The sequence below is a fragment of the Streptomyces sp. NBC_00690 genome (assembly GCF_036226685.1).
Taxonomy (GTDB): domain Bacteria; phylum Actinomycetota; class Actinomycetes; order Streptomycetales; family Streptomycetaceae; genus Streptomyces.
This window is the reverse complement of sequence record NZ_CP109009.1, coordinates 3,627,746-3,646,763: the sequence shown is the minus strand read 5'-3', so window position 1 is coordinate 3,646,763 and position 19,018 is coordinate 3,627,746. Positions and strand designations below refer to the sequence as shown.

The window sequence follows — 19,018 nt, the reverse complement described above, 5'->3', positions numbered from 1 at the left end:
ACTGCTCCACCGAGGAAGCGAGCGGGCTGTGCGAGAACGAGGTCGTTCTTGCACAGCCCCTTTGTCGTTCGGTGCGTTCCGGGCGGTGTGCAGTTGATCGGGGCGCCCGTGGTCGGTGCCCGGCTGTGTGTGCGTTCCGGTGGGGCTTCCCGACCGGAACGGGCACAGGATGTCGGGTCCGCCGGGGTGCGACCTTCCTAATGTGAGTGGGGAAAGGGAAGGAGGACCGGGTGCTGGAGCGGCTCAACCAGGCGATGGAGCACATCGAGTGCCATCTCGATCAGCGGATCGAGGTGTCCGATCTGGCGCGGATCGCGGTCACGTCGGAGTACCACTTCCGGCGACTGTTCTCCGCGCTGGCGGGGATCCCGCTCTCGGAGTACGTCCGGCGCAGACGGCTGACGGTCGCGGGCGCCGAAGTGCTGGCCGGGGAGCGGACGCTGCTGGAGGTCGCGGTGCGCTATGGCTACACCTCGGGCGAGGCGTTCGCGCGTGCGTTCCGTGCGATGCACGGCGTCGGCCCCGGTGAGGCCAGGCGGGCCGGTGCGAGTCTTCAGTCCCAGCCCCGGATGTCCTTCCGCCTCATCGTCGAAGGGAGTAGCAGCATGCGGTACAGAATCGTGGAGAAGGAGGAGTTCCGGGTGGTCGGCAAGAAGGCGCGGGTCCCCCTCGTGCACGAGGGGATGAATCCGGCCATCGTCGCCTTCATCCGGGGCCTCGCTCCGGAGACCTTGCAGCGGATCGCAAGCCTGTCCGATCAGGAGCCGGAGGGGATCGTCTCGGTGAGCGACGATCTCGACGACAGTCGCGCCGAGGGCACCGAACTCGACTACTACCACGGTGTGGTGACGAGCGTCCCGGCCCCCGACAGCCCCGACAGCCCCGACAGCCCCGACAGCCCTGAGTCCCCCGAGGAAATGGACGTACTCACCGTTCCGGCCGGGACCTGGGCAGTCTTCGAGAACTCCGGACCGTTTCCGCAGGCGCTCCAGTACCTGTGGCGGGATGTGTTCACCCAGTGGTTCCCGTCCAATCCGTATCGGAGCCGGCCGGGTCCCGAGATCCTGCGGACCCGGCTGTCACAGGACGCGGCGCAGGCGGACGCGGAGTTGTGGATACCCGTGGAGCGGACCGTGGTCTGAGCGGTGGAGTGATCCCGTGGTGCCGTCAGACGGGGTCTTCCTGCGCTTCGGTCTCGTCGAACACCGGGAACCGGCGCGGGGCGATGAACAGCAGGGCCAACAGGGCGAGTGCGGCTGCCATGGCGGCGCCGATGTAGACGTGGTCCACGGCGGCGTCCACCGCGCGCCGGAGCCGTTCCAGGGCGTCGGCGGTGAGGGAGTCCGGATTCTCCAGGGCGGTGGAGACCGAGTCGAGATCGCCGGCGCCGCCGAGTCGGGAAGTCAGTACGCCGTTGGCCACCGCGCCGAACAGGGCCGCTCCCACGCTCTGCCCTATCTGGCGGTAGAAGAAGACGGAAGCCGTGGCCGTGCCGCGTTCCGACCAGCCGACGGTGGCCTGTACGCCGACGACCAGCGGTAGTTGGAAGAAGCCGAGCGCCCCGCCGAGGAGCAGCATCAGCAGGGCGGGCTGCCAGGGGGAGCCCGGGTAGGGGAGGAGGGGGAAGACCGCCAGGATCAGCGAGGCGAGCCCGATACCGATCATGGCGGTCCTGCGGATCCCGATGCGGTTGTAGAGATGGCTGGAGAAGGCGGCGGCTGTCGGCCAGCTGATCGTCATCACGGAGAGGACGAAACCCGCGGCGACCGGTCCGAGGCCCAGGACGGCCTGGGCGTAGGTCGGCAGGAAGACGATGGGGGCGATCATGACGAGCCCCAGTGCTCCCAGTGCGAGGTTGGCGGCGGCGATGGTGCGTCGGCGCCACACCCAGCCGGGGAGGATCGGATCGGCGGCGCGCCGTTCCACGACGACCGTGAGCGCGATGCACAGGGCGCCCGCGGAGAGCAGGGCCACCGAGGTCGTGGAGAGCCAGGGCCAGGCGATGCCTCCCTGGACGATGGCGATGAGCAGACAGGAGCCAGCACCGAAGACGAGCAGTGCGCCCTGCCAGTCGATGGCCGGGCGGGGGGTCGTCCTCGTACGGGACGGTTCGTGCAGATGGCGATGGATCAGCCAGAGCGCGATCAGTCCGATGGGGAGATTGACCAGGAAGATCCAACGCCAGTGGGTGTAGGTGGCCAGCAGTCCGCCGATCGCCGGTCCTGCGATCGCCGATGTCGCCCAGACCGTGGAGAGCCTGGCCTGGATCTTCGGCCGTTCCTTCAGTGGGTAGAGGTCCGCCGCGATCGTCTGCACGGTGCCCTGGATGGCGCCACCGCCCAGGCCCTGGACGATCCGGAAGGCGATCAGTGACGCCATGCTCCAGGCGGAGGCGCACAGGATCGTGCCCACGAGGTAGATGACGATGCCCGCGATCAGCACGGGCTTGCGCCCGAGGGTGTCGGAGAGCTTGCCGTAGATGGGGATGGTGACGGTGAGGGCGAGCAGATAGCCCGAGAAGATCCAGGAGAAGAGGGAGAAGCCGCCGAGGTCTCCGACGATCTGGGGCACGGCGGTGGACACGATGGTGCCCTCCAGCGCGGCGAGCGCGGTGCTCATCATGAGTGCCGCGACCAGAGGTCGTCGCCCGCGCGGTTGATCGGGTGCGGGGGGCCGCCTGCCCGCCTTGGACAGCTTCGGTCTCTCTCGCACCCGAAATCCTTTCGGTGTACATCTTTTTGCCGGAGACACCTTCTCACTTGAGGTTCACGCAAGGGGAGGGTGCAGGCTCCCACTGAGGCGCATCTCTCGTCCCGGCGGACCCGTCGGGGCGGGGGTCTTCTCCATCCGGGGGTGGAGGTCCCCTAGGGGCTCCTCCCTACGTCGCGCGGCGGAACGTTGGTACCCCGGGACGACGAGGCGGGTGGGGCTCGTTGCCTACCTTGATTCCTACGGCGCCGGGGAGTTGGGAGCGCGGTCGGGGGTGGGGAAAACCCCCCGCTCAAGACTGCGCCCCGCCCCAGCGCGCCGGACGACTTTCGCCGACAGACTCATTCCCGTAGCGCGGCGACACCTGAACCAAGCGACATAGGAGACACAAAGTGACAACGGCTGTTACCACTCCCCGCCACGGGGGCACCGGAGGGCGTACGGCCGTCGCCGCACGCGGTCGGCAGGTCGTCAAGGCGTACGGCTCCGGCGAGACCCGCGTGGTCGCCCTCGACCACGTCGACGTCGACATCGCCAGCGGACAGTTCACCGCGATCATGGGACCGTCCGGCTCGGGCAAGTCCACGCTGATGCACTGCCTCGCCGGCCTCGACACCGTCACCTCGGGCAACATCTATCTCAACGACACCGAGATCACCGGGATGAAGGACAAGAAGCTCACCCAGCTCCGTCGGGACCGGATCGGCTTCATCTTCCAGGCGTTCAACCTGCTGCCCACGCTCAATGCCCTGGAGAACATCACGCTCCCCATGGACATAGCGGGCCGCAAGCCGGACACCGCCTGGCTCAACCGGGTCGTCGAAACTGTCGGCCTCTCCGAGCGGCTCAAGCACCGGCCCACCCAACTCTCCGGCGGGCAGCAGCAGCGCGTCGCCGTCGCCCGGGCGCTCGCCGCCCAGCCGGAGATCATCTTCGGTGACGAACCCACCGGCAACCTCGACTCCCGGGCGGGCGCCGAAGTACTCAGCTTCCTGCGCCGCTCGGTCGACGAACTGGGCCAGACCATCGTGATCGTCACCCATGACCCCGTCGCCGCGTCCTACTCGGACCGGGTCATCTTTCTGGCGGACGGCCGGATAGTGGACGAGATGTTCCGTCCCACCGCCGACGCCGTACTGGACCGCATGAAGGACTTCGACGCCCGGGGGCGTACCTCGTGAGCGTACTCAAGACTTCCCGGCGCAACTTCTTCGCGCACAAGGGGCGCATGGCCCTCTCCGCGATAGCGGTCATGCTGTCCGTCGCCTTCGTGTCGGGGACGCTCGTCTTCACCGACACCATGAACACCACCTTCGACAAGCTCTTCGCCGTCACCGCATCCGACGTCAACGTCAGTCCGCGCGAGAAGGACGAGGACGAGGTCCGGCAGTCCGGAAAGCCCGAGACCCTGCCCGCCTCCGTCCTGGCGAAGGTCGCATCGGCCCCGGGAGTGAAGTACGCGGAAGGCGCGATCTCCACCGACGGCGTCACCGTCGTCAACTCCAAGAACAAGGACATCGGCGCCAGCGGCGGAGCCCCGACCATCGCCGGCAACTGGACGAAGAACGACCTCCGCGCCATGGAGATCTCCTCCGGACGGGCCCCGCGCGGACCCACCGAGGTGCTGGTCGACGTCCAGACGGCCGACAAGCACGATCTCGCCATCGGCGATGAGGTCCGCACCATCAGCGCCGTCGGTGACTTCACCACCAAGGTCGTCGGCCTCGCCTCCTTCAAGGTCACCAACCCGGGTGCGGCGCTGTTCTTCTTCGACACTCCCACCGCCCAGCGCGAGTTGCTCGGCGCGGAGGGCCCGTTCACCTACGTCACCGCCGAAGCGGCCGACGGCGTGAGCAATACGCAGCTCAAGAAGGACATCGCCGGCCTGCTCGGCGCCGACTACGACATCAAGACCGCCAAGGAATCGTCCGACGAAGGCCGCGAGGAAATCGGCGAGTTCCTGAACGTCATGAAGTACGCGATGCTCGGCTTCGCCGGAATCGCCTTCCTCGTCGGCATCTTCCTCATCGTCAACACCTTCTCGATGCTGGTCGCCCAGCGGACCCGTGAGATCGGTCTGATGCGGGCCATCGGATCCAGCCGCAAGCAGGTCAACCGCTCCGTGTTGATCGAGGCGCTCTTCCTCGGCATCGTCGGATCCATCCTCGGTGTCGCTGCGGGAGTCGGCATCGCGGTCGGTCTGATGGAGCTCATGGGCAGCATGGGCATGAACCTGTCCACCGACGATCTGACCGTCAAGATCACCACACCCGTCGTCGGGCTCGCCCTCGGTGTGATCGTCACCGTCCTCGCCGCGTACATCCCGGCCCGCCGCGCCGGCAAGGTCTCGCCGATGGCAGCCCTGCGGGACGCCGGCACCCCCGTCGACGCCCGGTCCAGCTGGATCAGGGCCGCGATCGGTCTGCTACTGACCGGCGCCGGCGCAGCGGCACTCGCCGTCACCACCCAGGTCGACGAGGCCGCCGACGGCTCGCTGTTCCTCGGCCTCGGTGTGGTGCTCACGCTCATCGGCTTCATCGTCATCGGCCCGCTGCTCGCGGCGGTCCTGGTACGGGCGATCAGCGCGGTCGTCCTGCGCTTCTTCGGACCGGTCGGCCGCATGGCCGAACGCAACGCACTGCGCAACCCACGCCGTACGGGTGCCACCGGCGCGGCCCTGATGATCGGCCTCGCCCTCGTGGCGTGCCTGTCCGTCGTCGGATCGTCCATGGTCGCATCGGCCACCGAAGAGCTCGACAAGTCGGTCGGAGCTGACTTCATCGTCCGCACCAACACCGGTCAGCCGATCGTGCCCCAGGCGTACGAAGCCATGAAGAAGGCACCGCACGTCGACCACATCACCCAGTACAAGGACGTGTCGGCCAAGGTCACGGGACCCGACGGGAAGACCGCCAAGGAGACCGTCGTCGCGGCGGACCCGACCTACCCCACCGACCTGCGCCGCAAGACCGTGGAAGGCGACCTCGCCGCCGCCTACCGCAAGGGCGGGATCTCCGTCGGTGACGAGTACGCGGCCAAGCACAAGGTGAAGCTGGGCGACACGCTCACCGTCGAGTTCCCCGGTGGCGACACCGCACGGCTCAAGGTCGCCGCCGTCACCGCGGACGACACCAGCCTCGACCAGGGCGTGAAGTACATCAGCACGGCGACCCTGGAGCAGTACGTCCCGGCCGACAAGAGGCCGCAGAACCTGATGCTGCTCGCATCGGCCGAGGACGGCAAGGAGAAGGAGGCGCTCGCCGCCCTCAAGACCTCGCTGGAGCCGTACCCCCAGTACAAGGTGCAGGACCAGAGCGACTACAAGAAGACCCTCCAGGACCAGATCGGGCAACTGCTCGACATCATCTACGGACTGCTCGCCCTCGCGATCATCGTCGCGGTGCTGGGTGTGGTGAACACGCTCGCCCTGTCCGTGGTCGAGCGGACCCGTGAGATCGGTCTGATGCGGGCCATCGGCCTCTCGCGCCGCCAACTGCGCCGCATGATCAGGCTGGAGTCGGTGGTGATCGCCCTCTTCGGCGCACTGCTCGGCCTCGGTCTGGGCATGGGCTGGGGAGCCGCGGCACAGCAACTGCTGGCGCTGGAGGGCCTGAAGGTCCTGGAGATCCCCTGGTCGACGATCCTGACGGTCTTCGTGGCCTCGGCGTTCGTCGGACTGATCGCCGCCCTGGTCCCGGCCTTCCGGGCCGGCCGGATGAACGTACTGAACGCCATCGCCACCGAATAGGGCGACGGGAAGCCCTCCGGGGCTGCGGTAACGGGGGACGGCCCCGGGGTGCGCGGAGGAACCGCACCCCGGGGCCGTGCGTTGTGCCCGCACCGGGTCGTACGACCGCTACCGGTCGCCTTGTACGTTCTGCCGCCAGGCCGCGATGAGGGCGTCGATCTCCTCGCTCAGACGGTGGTATCCGGGGGCCTGGCTGAGCGCTTCGATCTCCGGATCGCACAGGTCGTAGCTGTGCCGCCCCGGGTGTCGGGCGAAGAGGGTGCAGGCTTCCTCATCCTGAGCCGACCACCCGTTGTGGGCGGGGCAGTCCGGCAGCAGGAGCACGACTTCGGGCGCGCGGCCATCTGTCCACACCGCCCACATCTCGCCCCGCCGCGCGTCGTCCAACTGCCACACCAGGTCGTAGTGACGCCCCTGCGCGTGCTCCTCCAACTTGCAGCGCAGGAATGTCTCCACGTAGAGCGGATCGCCCGCATCGGGCGCCAGCCGCATCATCTGCGCGGCGAGCGGCATGGGCATGACGGCGAGAGAGCCACAGACCTGGCGGCCGTCACCGTCGGGTGGATGGACCATGTCCCGCCCCCGCTCGCCCTGAGATCCGCCAGTCGGCCCTGGGACGGACCGGTACGTGTATGGCGTGCAGGAGGATCGCCGCGTCGGGTTGTCTCAGCGCACTCTTGCCGGTCATCGCTCTGGCCGTCCCTTCCGTCCGATCTCTTACACCAGAACCATTTCGTTCAGGAGCAGGGACCCGACAGGGACGGAACGTCCCAGTTTCCGCTGGGCTATTAGGTGGTGACGCCAAGGAACTCCGCAAGCGTCCGTAGCCCCGGCGGATGAACGGATCCGGCCCAGAGATCACTCACTATCGACACCGCGAGCGTGTGATGGCGCATCCAGCCAGGAGCCGCACGAAGCAGTGACTGCAGGGCCTGGACGGCTCCTTCGGCGTTACCCAGGTCCGTGTGCGCTCGGGCGACGTCCAAGAGCAACCAGGTCCGCCACGACACGGGCGTATCCGGACTCAGTCGCATTCCCCGTGCGAGGGTCAGGGCCTCGTCCGGGCGGGCGTGCTGCACCGCCAGACGGACCCGCTCGATACGCACGGAGGACCGGCTGAACACCGACACCATCCGGCCGTCCGTAGCAGAGGGAAGCCCGCCGAGCCGGCCTGCCGCGTCCTCGGCCGTGTGCATCATGCTGCCGGCCGTTTCATAGTCGCCGCTGCGAGCCACGCTCGTTGCGGCGGACATCACCAGCCCACCCCAGACCCGCATTGCCTCCGTGGTGGTGACACCCTCCCGGCCGAGGGAATCGGCAGCGTGCACTGCGAGCCGTTCGGCATCGGGCAGGCGATTTTGGCGTTGGTAGTTCCACGCCACCGAGTTGCTGACCATCGGAGCGAGCAGCGGGTCCGACGACTGCTCTGCTGCGGCCATCGCCCGCTCCAGAGCCGATAGCGCCAGATCGGTCTTGCCGAGACGAATGGCAAGATGGCCGCCGAGTTGGAGTGCCTTCCCCAGGGCGGCCTGGCCGGCTGCACGCTGGTCCGCCGTGCCCACCGCAGCGAGGAACCGGGCATCGGCGAGGACTCCGGGTAGGGCGTCCATCAGCGGGCCGAATTCTGCGCGGTGGTAGAGCGTCCACCCTTCGGCGATCGCCGCTTTGACCAGTGGCAGGGTCAGGGCGTCGGCGCCGGTCGGCTCCGCGAGCGGCGCGAACAGCGGAGGCATGATCGCCCGGCGCACCGCGACCAACTGGGGCGGGTCGGCCTCCCCGTTGGAAGGGACGCCGGGCGGATCGCCCAAGAGCGCGGTGAGCTCCACGCCCAGCCCTCTGGCCAGGGAGTGGAGGGTGGGCAGCCGAGCACTGTGCTTGCGCCTCTGCTCCAGCTTCCGGATCACGTCCACGGATACGCCCGACCGCTCCGCCAGACCTTCTTGCGTCTGGTCGGCAAGCCGCCGCAGCCGGCCCAACCGGTCTCCCAGGTGCTCAGCCATGTACAGAGGGTACGGTCGGCGGACACGTTGAGTACGTCTGTCGACCGGCATCGTCCAGTGCCGGACCACCCGGCCACCATGGCTCACCCGGCGTGGGGGCCACCGGCCCCCATCCCCGGCGCGGGTCGCAGCGGAGGCGGGTGTGTCCCCTGCGGGCGTACGCTGGAGAGCCCCGGCCCGTTGGACGTGTCGGGTCATTTGTGTTGCGCACCCCCGGGACGGAAACCCTTTCATGAGCCTGCACGGTCTCCTCGATGCCGTCGTCCGCGACCCTGCGCTTGCCGAGGCGGTGCAGGCAGCCCGGGGCCCCGGCCCCGGGCACATGGATCTGGTCGGTCCGCCAGCGGCCCGACCGTTCGCCGTGGCCGCGCTGGCGCGGGGCACCGGGCGTACCGTCCTCGCCGTCACCGCGACCGGGCGGGAGGCGGAGGACCTCGCCGCCGCCCTGCGCTCGCTGCTCCCCGAGGACGGCATCGTCGAGTACCCGTCGTGGGAGACGCTGCCCCACGAGCGGCTCTCCCCCCGCTCGGACACCGTCGGACGCCGGCTTGCCGTGCTGCGCCGGCTCACCCATCCGTCCGTCGACGACCCCTCCGCAGGTCCGGTCTCCGTCGTGGTCGCACCGATCCGTTCCGTGCTCCAGCCGCAGGTCAAGGGGCTGGGGGAGCTGGAGCCCGTGGCGTTGCGCTCCGGGCAGCAGGCCGATCTCGGGGACGTGGTGGACGCCCTGGCGGCAGCCGCGTACTCCCGGGTGGAGCTGGTCGAGAAGCGCGGCGAGTTCGCCGTGCGCGGCGGCATCCTGGATGTCTTCCCGCCGACCGAGGAGCATCCGCTCCGGGTGGAGTTCTGGGGCGACGACGTCGAGGAGATCCGCTACTTCAAGATCGCCGACCAGCGTTCGTTGGAGGTCGCCGAGCACGGGCTGTGGGCGCCGCCCTGCCGTGAGCTGCTGCTGACCGACGAGGTGCGGCGGCGGGCGGCGGCACTCGCCGAGTCCCACCCCGAGCTCGGCGAACTGCTTGGCAAGCTCGCGGAAGGCATCGCCGTCGAGGGCATGGAGTCGCTGGCGCCGGTGCTGGTCGACGAGATGGAACTGCTGTTGGACGTGCTGCCCAAGGGTTCGATGGCGGTGGTCTGCGACCCCGAGCGGGTGCGGACCAGGGCCGCCGACCTGGTGGCGACCAGCCAGGAGTTCCTCCAGGCGTCCTGGGCGGCCACGGCCGGCGGCGGCGAGGCTCCCATCGATGTGGGCGCGGCCTCGCTGTGGGGCATCGCCGACGTCCGGGACAGGGCCCGGGAGCTGGATGTGATGTGGTGGACGGTTTCGCCGTTCGCCGCCGACGAGGAACTGTCCGAGAGCACGATCAAACTGGGGATGCACGCCCCCGAGTCGTACCGCGGCGACACCGCCCGGGCGCTCGCCGACACCAAGGGGTGGCTGGCGAGCGGCTGGCGCACGGTCTACGTCACCGAGGCGCACGGCCCCGCGGCCCGTACCGCGGAGGTGCTGAGCGGTGAGGGCATTCCGGCCAGGCTGGAGGCGAGCCTCACCGAGATCTCGCCGTCCCTGGTCCAGGTCGCCTGCGGCTCCATCGACTACGGCTTCATCGACCCGGGTCTTAAGCTCGCCGTCCTCACCGAGACGGATCTGTCGGGTCAGAAGGCCGCCGGCAAGGACGGCCAGCGGATGCCGACCCGCCGCCGTAAGACGATCGACCCGCTGACGCTGGAGACCGGCGACTACATCGTCCACGAGCAGCACGGTGTCGGCCGCTATGTGGAGATGGTGCAGCGCACGGTCCAGGGCGCGACCCGCGAGTACCTGGTGGTCGAGTACGCGCCCGCCAAGCGCGGCCAGCCCGGCGACCGGCTGTACATCCCCACGGACCAGTTGGAGCAGATCACCAAGTACGTGGGCGGCGAGGCCCCCACGCTGCACCGGCTTGGCGGCGCCGACTGGACCAAGACCAAGGCACGGGCCAAGAAGGCCGTCAAGGAGATCGCGGCGGACCTCATCCGGCTGTACTCGGCCCGGATGGCGGCCCCCGGGCACGCGTTCGGCCCGGACACCCCCTGGCAGCGGGAGTTGGAGGACGCCTTCCCGTACGTCGAGACCCCCGACCAGCTCTCCACGATCGCCGAGGTCAAGGAGGACATGGAGAAGACGGTCCCGATGGACCGGCTGGTCTGCGGTGACGTGGGCTACGGCAAGACGGAGATCGCGGTGCGGGCCGCGTTCAAGGCGGTGCAGGACGGCAAGCAGGTGGCCGTCCTGGTGCCGACGACCCTGTTGGTGCAGCAGCACTTCGGCACCTTCTCCGAGCGGTACTCGCAGTTCCCCGTGGTCGTCCGCGCGCTCTCGCGGTTCCAGTCCGACGCGGACGCCAAGGCGACGTTGCAGGGGCTGCGGGAGGGCGCCGTCGACATCGTCATCGGCACCCACCGGCTGTTCTCGTCCGAGACGAAGTTCAAGGACCTCGGGCTCGTCATCGTCGACGAGGAGCAGCGGTTCGGCGTCGAGCACAAGGAGCAGTTGAAGAAGCTGCGGGCCAATGTGGATGTGCTGACGATGTCAGCGACCCCGATCCCGCGGACGTTGGAGATGGCGGTGACCGGCATCCGCGAGATGTCGACGATCACCACCCCGCCGGAGGAGCGCCATCCGGTGCTGACGTTCGTCGGCCCGTACGAGGAGAAGCAGATCGGTGCGGCCATCCGCCGTGAACTGCTGCGCGAGGGGCAGGTCTTCTACATCCACAACCGGGTGGAGTCGATCGACCGGGCCACGGCCAGGCTGCGGGACATCGTGCCGGAGGCGCGGATCGCGACCGCCCACGGGCAGATGACGGAATCGTCGTTGGAACAGGTGGTGGTGGACTTCTGGGAGAAGAAGTTCGACGTGCTGGTCTCGACGACGATCGTGGAGTCCGGCATCGACATCTCCAACGCCAACACACTCATCGTGGAACGCGGCGACAACTTCGGCCTCTCGCAGCTGCACCAGTTGCGCGGACGGGTCGGCCGGGGGCGGGAGCGGGGCTACGCCTACTTCCTCTATCCGCCGGAGAAGCCGCTGACCGAGACCGCGCACGAGCGGCTCGCCACCATCGCCCAGCACACCGAGATGGGCGCGGGCATGTATGTGGCGATGAAGGACCTGGAGATCCGCGGCGCGGGCAACCTCCTCGGCGGTGAGCAGTCCGGACACATCGCGGGTGTCGGCTTCGACCTCTACGTCCGGATGGTCGGCGAAGCGGTCGCGGACTACCGCACCTCGCTGGAAGGCGGCGTGCAGGAGGAGCCGCCGCTTGAGGTCAAGATCGAGCTGCCCGTGGACGCACACGTCCCGCACGACTACGCGCCCGGTGAGCGGTTGAGGCTCCAGGTGTACCGCTCGATCGCCTCTGTCAACACGGAGGAGGACATCAAGGCGGTGCGTGAGGAGATCATCGACCGGTACGGCAAGCTCCCCGAGCCGGTGGAGAACCTGTTGCTGGTCGCCGGGTTGCGGATGCTGGCGCGGTCCTGCGGTGTCTCGGAGATCGTCCTCCAGGGGTCGAACATCCGTTTCGCCCCGGTGGAGTTGCGCGAGTCCCAGGAGCTTCGGCTCAAGCGGCTGCATCCCCGTTCGGTGATCAAACCGGCCGCGCGCCAGGTGCTAGTGCCGCGGCCCGCGTCCGGGAAGATCGGCGGCAAGCCGGTCGTCGGTCGGGAACTGCTCGCATGGACGGGCGAGTTCCTGACGACGATCCTCGGGTCGTGAGCGCGCGGGCCCCCAGATCGCACGGGTCCTGGATGTCCGGACGGGCCCGCGCAGGAGAGGTGTGTCAGGCGCTGGCTTCGCTCAGCGTCTGACGCAGGCTCTCGACGCCCTTCCGCCACGGGCCGATGTCTGAGGTCTCGCCCCAGAGCTCCACCAACTCGGAGTCCTCGGCCAGCACTCGATCGAGGGCGCCGACGGCGAGCGGACGCAGGGAGACGGGAAGCTCGGGCAGGGCCTTCTTGGGTCCGTACGCCGTGGTGACCGGCTCGCCGCCGGGGCACTGCGCCGCTATCAGGGCCGCCGCGGCGATGGCCTGCGCCCCGTCGTCGCTGTCGAGGAAGTCCTCGGCGGCCGTGACGTGCCGCAGGAGGTCGGCGAGCAGATCGGCCCGCTGGTCCGCGGGGGTGTCGTCGATCCTGCCGCCGAAGTCGGCGGCGGTGTCGTTGTCGAAGTGCCCGATGTCCCAGGTGCCCATGGTGGTTCTCCCGTGCCTTTTCCGCTGAGGTGTTCCCATGGTGGCACCGGGCACTGACAACGGGCGTCAGCGCCGGGACTCCGTACAGATCACGAAGGCTCGAAGGGGGTGGGGGTCGGCTCGGTCGGTGTTCTTGCCGCGGGCGACCCACAGGGGGCCGGTCGCGAAGCCGTCGGTGAGATGGACGAACGTGTTGCCGTTGGACACACCCCCGCCGCTCGGGACCTGCCCCGTCGGGCAGCTGACGTGGGCGCTACCGCTCTGCCCGGGCCCGAGCAGCACGGCGTCGCCGAAGAGTCGATGGGTGGGGGCGAGGACCCTCAGGGATGCCGTCCCGCTGTCGGCGGTGCGGTTCTTCGCGGGATCAGGGCTCCCGTCCGACTGGACGGCCGCCAGGGCCATCCCGCCGGTGAGGGCGGTCATGGCGGCCATGGTGACGACCAGTGAGCGGTCCATCAGCATCTCCTCCAGATGCGGAAGTTCCTCTTCCATTCAGGATGACCGGAAGGGGTGGCGCTGCCGCAGGTCGCGACGGGTGCGCTGGAGGGGCGTACGGAAGCGATCCGGCCCGCCGGACGTACGGTGAACCGAACCGCCCAGAACGGGAACTGGTGCCCGCTCAGTAGCCTGTGCGGATGAAGAGACCCGAGGGACCGGCCGTCGGCTGTGCGGTGCTGATGCTCACAGCCGTGCTGGCGGGCTGTACGGGGAGCGGCCTTCCCGACGGGAGCGGTGCACCTGGCGGCGATTCCTCGGCCTCCGACGGGCATGGCACCAGCCCCTTGGCGGATTCCGACGGCACGAAGCCCGGCCTGGCCGCTATCTCCGCCACGAAGGACGAGACGGTGGCGCGCGAGCTGATCTCACAACTGCCCACCCGGGGGCGGGGACCGAAGACGGGCTACGCCCGCAAGGAGTTCGGCTATGCGTGGATGGACACCGCGGACGGGGTGCCGCTGGCGAGGAACGGCTGTGACACCCGCAACGACCTGCTGAAACTCCATGGCCGGAACGTCCAGTTCCGAGCTGGTTCCGACTGTGTGGTCGTGGCGATGAACCTGCACGACCCGTACACCGGCAAGGACATCGCCTGGAAGAAGACGAAGGCGACCGAGGTCCAGATAGACCACATGGTGCCGCTGTCGTACGCCTGGCAGATGGGCGCCGCCGGCTGGGACGAGGAGAAGCGGCAGCGGTTGGCCAATGACGCACTGAACCTGCTGCCGGTCTCGGGCGCCACAAACTCCGCCAAGCGCGATTCGGGACCGGCGTCCTGGCTGCCGCCGAGCAGGACGATCCGCTGTTCGTACTCCGTCCGGTTCGCGCAGGTGGCGTTGAAGTACGAATTGCCCGTCACGTCGGCGGACAAGCGCACGATGCTGGAGCAGTGTGGGTGATGACGTACTGCCGACCGACCGACCGGCACGGGACCGTGCCGGCCAGCCGGCCGCGCTCGCCGGACTTGTCGTGCTCGTGCGGCAGCGTGACATCGCCCGGCTCACCTGAGCGGTGTGGAAGGAGGGTGTCCTTCGCCGCCGGCGGTCATGACCGCTGCTGGCTCAGGTCGACGATCTGGCCGGCTGGGGGCTCCTGGGGGAAGAAGGGGATGTGGTAGTCCGTCACCGCCAGATAGCCGGTCCCCTCAGGGCCCGAGAGTTCGACCCGCCAGAGCCGGGGCGAGGGGTTTCCCGCGATGTAGTACGTGACCTGGCTACTGCTGTCCTTCGCCGTCACCCTGGCCGTGCGCGTGCCCCTGATCTTGAAGGTGCCCGCTCGCTCGTAGCGGAGGTCCGGGTCGTACCCCTCATGGATCAGCTTCTTGAAGTCGCAGAGATCGAAGACTGCGTTGCCTTCCGCGTCTGCCTTGGGAACCTTGATCCACTTGCCCTTGACCAGCGCGGCTTCTGCCTGGGAGTACGCCGGTACCCCGTCCTTGCCCGGTGTGCGCAGCATGGTTTCGTCTGGGCGGAGGTACGCCTGGCCGTCTTTCCGGAGAATCTCCATGGTGCCGTCCCGGCCGCGAAACAGCCTGCCCTCGCAGTCGCCCGATCCGCTGATGGTGATCCTGCCGCGGGTGTGGTTGCTCTTGGACCTCATATCCATGGCCACGATGAAGGAGGGATCGTTCACCGAGTCCATGACGGCGCGTTCCACCAGTGCGGGGCCGGAGAATTCGTGATGGGGGCCGGGCATCTTCGCATGCACCAACTCCGGGGTGCCTGGCGGCGTGAAGCCCGGAGCTGGCGGCGAGGAGGGGGCGGGCGGCTTCGACGCTGAAGGGGTGGCTCCCTTGTCATCGCTCCCGTTCTGGCAGGCGACGGCCAGGAGTGCTAGGGCGACTGTGAGGGCGGCTGTCGTGATGGGCTTGCGGCGGGCGGACAGGGCATCTGGCATCAACGGCTCCGGAGTTCGCGGCGCGGGGGACTTCTCCCTGGCGGAGCTTCCGTCCCCACGTGCGCCTGAGCGTCCCCGAAGCCTGCCGGCACCTGTCCTTCCGTCCGCGCGCCGCGGGCGGTGGACGCGGTGGCTCACCTGTGCCGAGTGATGGGGCTGCCCTAGGTGGAACGAGAGCCGGACGAGAGCCGAACGTGGTCTCTGTTGGGCAAGGTCGCGGTCGGCTGTGCCCCTGAACCGTAGTACGTATCAACCCAGTTGATGGAGCCGCCCCCGTCCCACTCCCTCCGAAACGCCTTTGTCGAAGCGCATCCGGATGCGCTTCGACAAAGGCAGGTCAGGGCGATCCGCGGACGCGTTGGAGCAGGGGTGGGGTGTGTCACCGATGGTAGGGAGCTCCCCGGGGTTCGGGGTCGCGTTGGTGCCGGGCCTGGACCTCGATGGCTTCCGGCACTGGGGGACACGGAGAAGGCCGCCCGATGCGGGCGGCCTTCTCCGTGTTCGTGTGGAAGGGCTGTTACCTCTCGTCCGGGAGGTCAGAGGGCGAGCTCCCACAGGACCGGGTCGTGCAGGAAGCCGGGGCTGACCTCAAGGGTGAGGTTCTTGGCGGCGGCGGGGGCGTCGAAGGCGTACTGCACGGTCGCCTTCTTGCCGGGCAGGATCGTTCCGGTGAATCCGGCGCCGACCTTGTCGTCGAAGATCTGCTCGGCGGTCACACCGTCGTCACCGGCGCGGGCGTCCGCGGTGAGCAGGGCCGACTCGAACTTCTTGTCGCCGGCGTTCTCGACGGTCACGGTGACCTGGTACGCCTTGTTGCCGACGGTGTGACCGATGGCGTACTCGCTCGGTGAGAACTTCTTGGCGGCCGAGACGGTGATCTTCAGGTCGTCCTTGTAGGTGGTGCTCTCACCGGCCGCGAGCGCGTCGGAGCTTCCGCCACCGCCCGAGCCGCCCTTGGCCTTGCTCTTCTTCTTGTTCTTGCTCTTGGACGTGTCGCCCGAGTCAGTGCCGGTGCCGGTGTCGGTGGTGGGTGCCTTGGTGCCGGTGCTGCTGGTGGCCTTGTCGAACTCCTTCAGACCCTCGTCGACGGCGTTGAAGCTGGCGACCATGCCGACCGTCGCGGCGACCATCGCCACCAGTCCGAGCACGGCGCCCGTGGTGGCCACCCCCTTGTTGCTGGCCTCACCGCGCTTGCCCCTACCGCGGCCGACCAGACCCAGGATCAGTGCGAGCAGGCCCAGTCCACCACCCAGGAAGAAGATGAACGGGATCCAGCCGGTGATGGCCCCGATGATGCCGAGCACCAGAGCGGCGGTGCCGAGGCCGTTGCGCATGTGTTGGGGCGGTGGGACGTAGGCCCCGTGTTGGGGGGCGGTGTCATGCGGGGGCTGCATGGAGTGCGACATGAATGTCCTCCCGGACAAGACGTGTGATCGGGACCATCTGCCAGCCCCTCGGTTCGACGAGTTAATAAGAACAGAGACTGTGAACCGAGTCAACATGGGGAATGGAGTTCACGTTGAATCACGCTGTGAAGGGGCTTCTTTTGTGCGGGTCGGTATGATCGGCGACACAACAGGGGGTCGTGACCAGCGGATACGAGTGACGGAGGCAGACAGGTGCCGGAGAACGCAAGCGAGGTGACCGCCGCCGGGATCGCCCGGCTGGCCGGCGTGGGGCGCGCCGCGGTCAGCAACTGGCGCCGCCGACACCCCGACTTCCCCAAACCCGTCGGCGGTACGGAGACCAGCCCCTCCTTCGCGCTCGCCGACGTCGAAGGCTGGCTGCGCACCCAGGGCAAGCTCGCCGAAGTACCCCTGAGGGAGCGGGTCTGGCAGCAGCTCGCCGACCATCCCGCCACCACGGCGACCGCCCTGGTACGCGTCGGTTGCGTCCTCCTGCTCGTCCGCGACCGGCCCACCACCTGGCAGGAGTTGACCGCCCTACCGGAAGAACGGATGGCGGAACTGCTCCCCACCGCACTGGAGCAGACCCTCGCGGCCCGCTTCGGTGAGGACCGCGCCCCCTTGCTGCACCGATTGACCGAGCACCACGCCGAGGGGCACGGGCCCTCCACCCTCGTACCGCTCCTGCGGTCCGTCGCCGAACTCGCCGCCGAACTCGGCCCCCGCCACGCCTACGAGTTCCTGCTCGGCCGCTACCTCGACGTCAATCTCCGCCAGTACACGCTGACCCCACCCGGCCCCGCCGCGCTGATGGCCCGACTCGCCGCCCTGCCACCAGGAGGCACGGTCCTCGACCCCGCAGCCGGCGCCGGACATCTGCTCTGCGCGGTCGCCGACGACCCGGGCCGGGCCCCCGCCGCCCTCTACGTCCAGGACCTCGACCCCGATCTGACCGCACTCACCGCCCTGCGCCTCGCCCTCTTCTCGGACGCCGCCGTACGCGCACGGACCGCCGACACCCTGCGCGCCGACGCCTTCCCGGACACCGCGGCCGACGCCGTCCTGTGCCATCCGCCGTTCAATGAACGCAACTGGGGCCACGACGAACTCGCCTACGACCCCCGCTGGGAATACGGCTTCCCGGCCCGTACCGAATCCGAACTGGCCTGGGTCCAGCACGCGCTGGCCCGGCTGCGCCCCGGTGGCACCGCCGTCCTGCTGATGCCCCCCGCCGCGGCCTCCCGCCGCTCGGGCCGCCGCATCCGCGCCGGACTGCTGCGCCGCGGAGCCCTGCGCGCCGTGATCGCACTGCCCGCGGGCGCCGCACCCCCCTACGGCATCCCGCTCCACCTCTGGGTGCTGCGGAAACCGGAACCCCACCAGCCGCCCGCCTCCGAGCTGTTGTTCGTGGACACCGCCGAACTCGCAGGCAGCGGCGGCGGACGCGACAAGCTCGACTGGCAGGCCGTCCAGCAGGCCGTACTGGACGCCTGGCACCCCTTCGACGACCCCACCGGCACCCCGCCCGCGACCGAGCGCGCCGGGGTCGGCCGGGCCGTGCCCGTCATCGAACTCCTCGACGACGACATCGACCTCGCCCCCGCCCGCCATGTCCCGCCCGCCACCACGGGCGCCGACGCCGACGACCTCCTGCGTGTGCGCAACCGGCTCACCGACACCCTGCAACTCACCGCGGAACTCACCCCTGCACCCGCCGTCACCGGACAGCCCACCCCCTGGCCCGCCACCACCCTCGGTGAACTCGCCCGCGCGGGCGCCCTGACCATCCGCGCCGGCAGCGTGACCGCGCTCGCCCCCGCCCACTCCGCACCTTCCGCTCCCACCCGTGCACTGGTCCTCACCGAGCAGGACGTCCTCTCCGGCGCCCCGCCGTCAGCACCCCTGCCCGACCAGACGGCGGACCCGAGCGGCACCGGCGACGCCGAGCGCGAAGTGGTGCGCGTCGAGACGGGGGACGTCGTCGTGCCCGTGCTCGGACAAGGCTCCGTCGTCCGGGTCATCGACGACTCCACGGCCGGCGCGGTCCTCGGCCGCAACCTCCAACTGCTGCGCCCCGACCCCGCCGCACTCGACCCCTGGTTCCTCGCCGGCTTCCTCCGCGCCACCGTCAACACCCGCCAGGCCAGCAGCTACGCATCCACGGCCACCCGCCTCGATGTCCGCAGACTGCAACTGCCCCGGATCTCCCTGGCGGACCAACGGCGCTACGGCGAACGGTTCCGGGCACTGTCGGCCTTCGAAGACGCGCTGCGGCTGGCCGGTCGGCTCGGGGAACAACTCGTCCAGGGTCTGTACGACGGGCTCACCGACGGGACCGTACGGCCCCGGTAACCGCCCGCCCCTGATGGGCCGGGACCGTACGACCACGATGGTTCCCATTGCCGGTGGGCGGCCCCCGAGCCTGGCCCACCGGCGACGGGGAGTCGGTGACGGCTGCCGTGAACCTGCCTCGTTCCATGGGGCAAGGTGGGACAGAAGTGAAGGAAAGGGCGACCGGGGCGC

Annotated in this window: 13 protein-coding genes; 6 read left to right on the top strand and 7 right to left on the bottom strand. The window is 69.2% G+C overall.

Annotation, left to right across the window (positions count from 1 at the left end; all coding sequences use genetic code 11):
* Positions 1-230: 230 nt before the first annotated feature.
* Positions 231-1,142, top strand: coding sequence for an AraC family transcriptional regulator (locus OID54_RS15945; protein WP_329027541.1), 912 nt, complete (start codon positions 231-233; stop codon positions 1,140-1,142).
* A gap of 25 nt (positions 1,143-1,167) precedes the next feature.
* Here OID54_RS15945 and OID54_RS15940 read toward each other — a convergent pair whose 3' ends face one another.
* Entirely contained in the window at positions 1,168-2,712 is a 1,545-nt protein-coding gene (locus tag OID54_RS15940; protein WP_329020088.1) for an MFS transporter, read from the bottom strand.
* A 389-nt stretch (positions 2,713-3,101) separates the two neighbouring features.
* On the opposite strand from OID54_RS15940, the gene OID54_RS15935 reads away from it, so the two are divergent.
* Together OID54_RS15935 and OID54_RS15930 are read left to right on the top strand one after the other, a co-directional pair.
* Positions 3,102-3,890, top strand: coding sequence for an ABC transporter ATP-binding protein (locus OID54_RS15935; protein WP_329020085.1), 789 nt, complete (start codon positions 3,102-3,104; stop codon positions 3,888-3,890).
* A complete protein-coding gene (locus tag OID54_RS15930) occupies positions 3,887-6,457 on the top strand; it encodes an ABC transporter permease (protein ID WP_329020082.1) in 2,571 nt (856 codons plus the stop codon). Before OID54_RS15935 ends, OID54_RS15930 begins: the two co-directional genes overlap by 4 nt.
* 108 nt (positions 6,458-6,565) lie before the next feature.
* Here the strand turns inward: OID54_RS15930 and OID54_RS15925 are convergent, their stop codons facing one another.
* Complete coding sequence (locus OID54_RS15925) at positions 6,566-7,030, bottom strand: hypothetical protein (RefSeq protein WP_329020079.1); 465 nt, start codon at positions 7,028-7,030, stop codon at positions 6,566-6,568.
* Between the two features lie 215 nt (positions 7,031-7,245).
* The gene (locus OID54_RS15920; RefSeq protein WP_329020076.1) at positions 7,246-8,457 is read right to left on the bottom strand and encodes a helix-turn-helix domain-containing protein; all 1,212 of its coding nucleotides are present in this window, start codon (positions 8,455-8,457) and stop codon (positions 7,246-7,248) included.
* A gap of 232 nt (positions 8,458-8,689) precedes the next feature.
* Between OID54_RS15920 and mfd the strand changes: the two genes are divergently transcribed.
* Complete coding sequence (gene mfd / locus OID54_RS15915; protein WP_329020073.1) at positions 8,690-12,220, top strand: transcription-repair coupling factor; 3,531 nt, start codon at positions 8,690-8,692, stop codon at positions 12,218-12,220.
* A 64-nt stretch (positions 12,221-12,284) separates the two neighbouring features.
* On the opposite strand, the gene OID54_RS15910 is transcribed toward mfd, so the two are convergent.
* Both OID54_RS15910 and OID54_RS15905 read right to left on the bottom strand, forming a co-directional pair.
* Positions 12,285-12,695 carry a DUF4259 domain-containing protein gene (locus OID54_RS15910; protein ID WP_329020070.1) on the bottom strand — a complete coding sequence of 137 codons (411 nt, stop codon included), beginning with the start codon at positions 12,693-12,695 and terminating at the stop codon, positions 12,285-12,287.
* Between the two features lie 66 nt (positions 12,696-12,761).
* A complete protein-coding gene (locus tag OID54_RS15905) occupies positions 12,762-13,187 on the bottom strand; it encodes a hypothetical protein (protein WP_329020067.1) in 426 nt (141 codons plus the stop codon).
* Between the two features lie 143 nt (positions 13,188-13,330).
* Between OID54_RS15905 and OID54_RS15900 the strand changes: the two genes are divergently transcribed.
* Positions 13,331-14,092, top strand: coding sequence for an HNH endonuclease family protein (locus tag OID54_RS15900; RefSeq protein WP_329020064.1), 762 nt, complete (start codon positions 13,331-13,333; stop codon positions 14,090-14,092).
* Positions 14,093-14,237: 145 nt separating this feature from the next.
* On the opposite strand, the gene OID54_RS15895 is transcribed toward OID54_RS15900, so the two are convergent.
* Positions 14,238-15,089: a hypothetical protein gene (locus OID54_RS15895; protein WP_329020061.1), complete on the bottom strand. Its 852-nt coding sequence runs from the start codon at positions 15,087-15,089 to the stop codon at positions 14,238-14,240.
* A gap of 536 nt (positions 15,090-15,625) precedes the next feature.
* Entirely contained in the window at positions 15,626-16,495 is an 870-nt protein-coding gene (locus OID54_RS15890; protein ID WP_329020058.1) for a DUF4352 domain-containing protein, read from the bottom strand.
* A gap of 213 nt (positions 16,496-16,708) precedes the next feature.
* On the opposite strand from OID54_RS15890, the gene OID54_RS15885 reads away from it, so the two are divergent.
* Positions 16,709-18,847 carry an N-6 DNA methylase gene (locus tag OID54_RS15885; protein ID WP_329020055.1) on the top strand — a complete coding sequence of 713 codons (2,139 nt, stop codon included), beginning with the start codon at positions 16,709-16,711 and terminating at the stop codon, positions 18,845-18,847.
* Positions 18,848-19,018 lie beyond the last annotated feature (171 nt).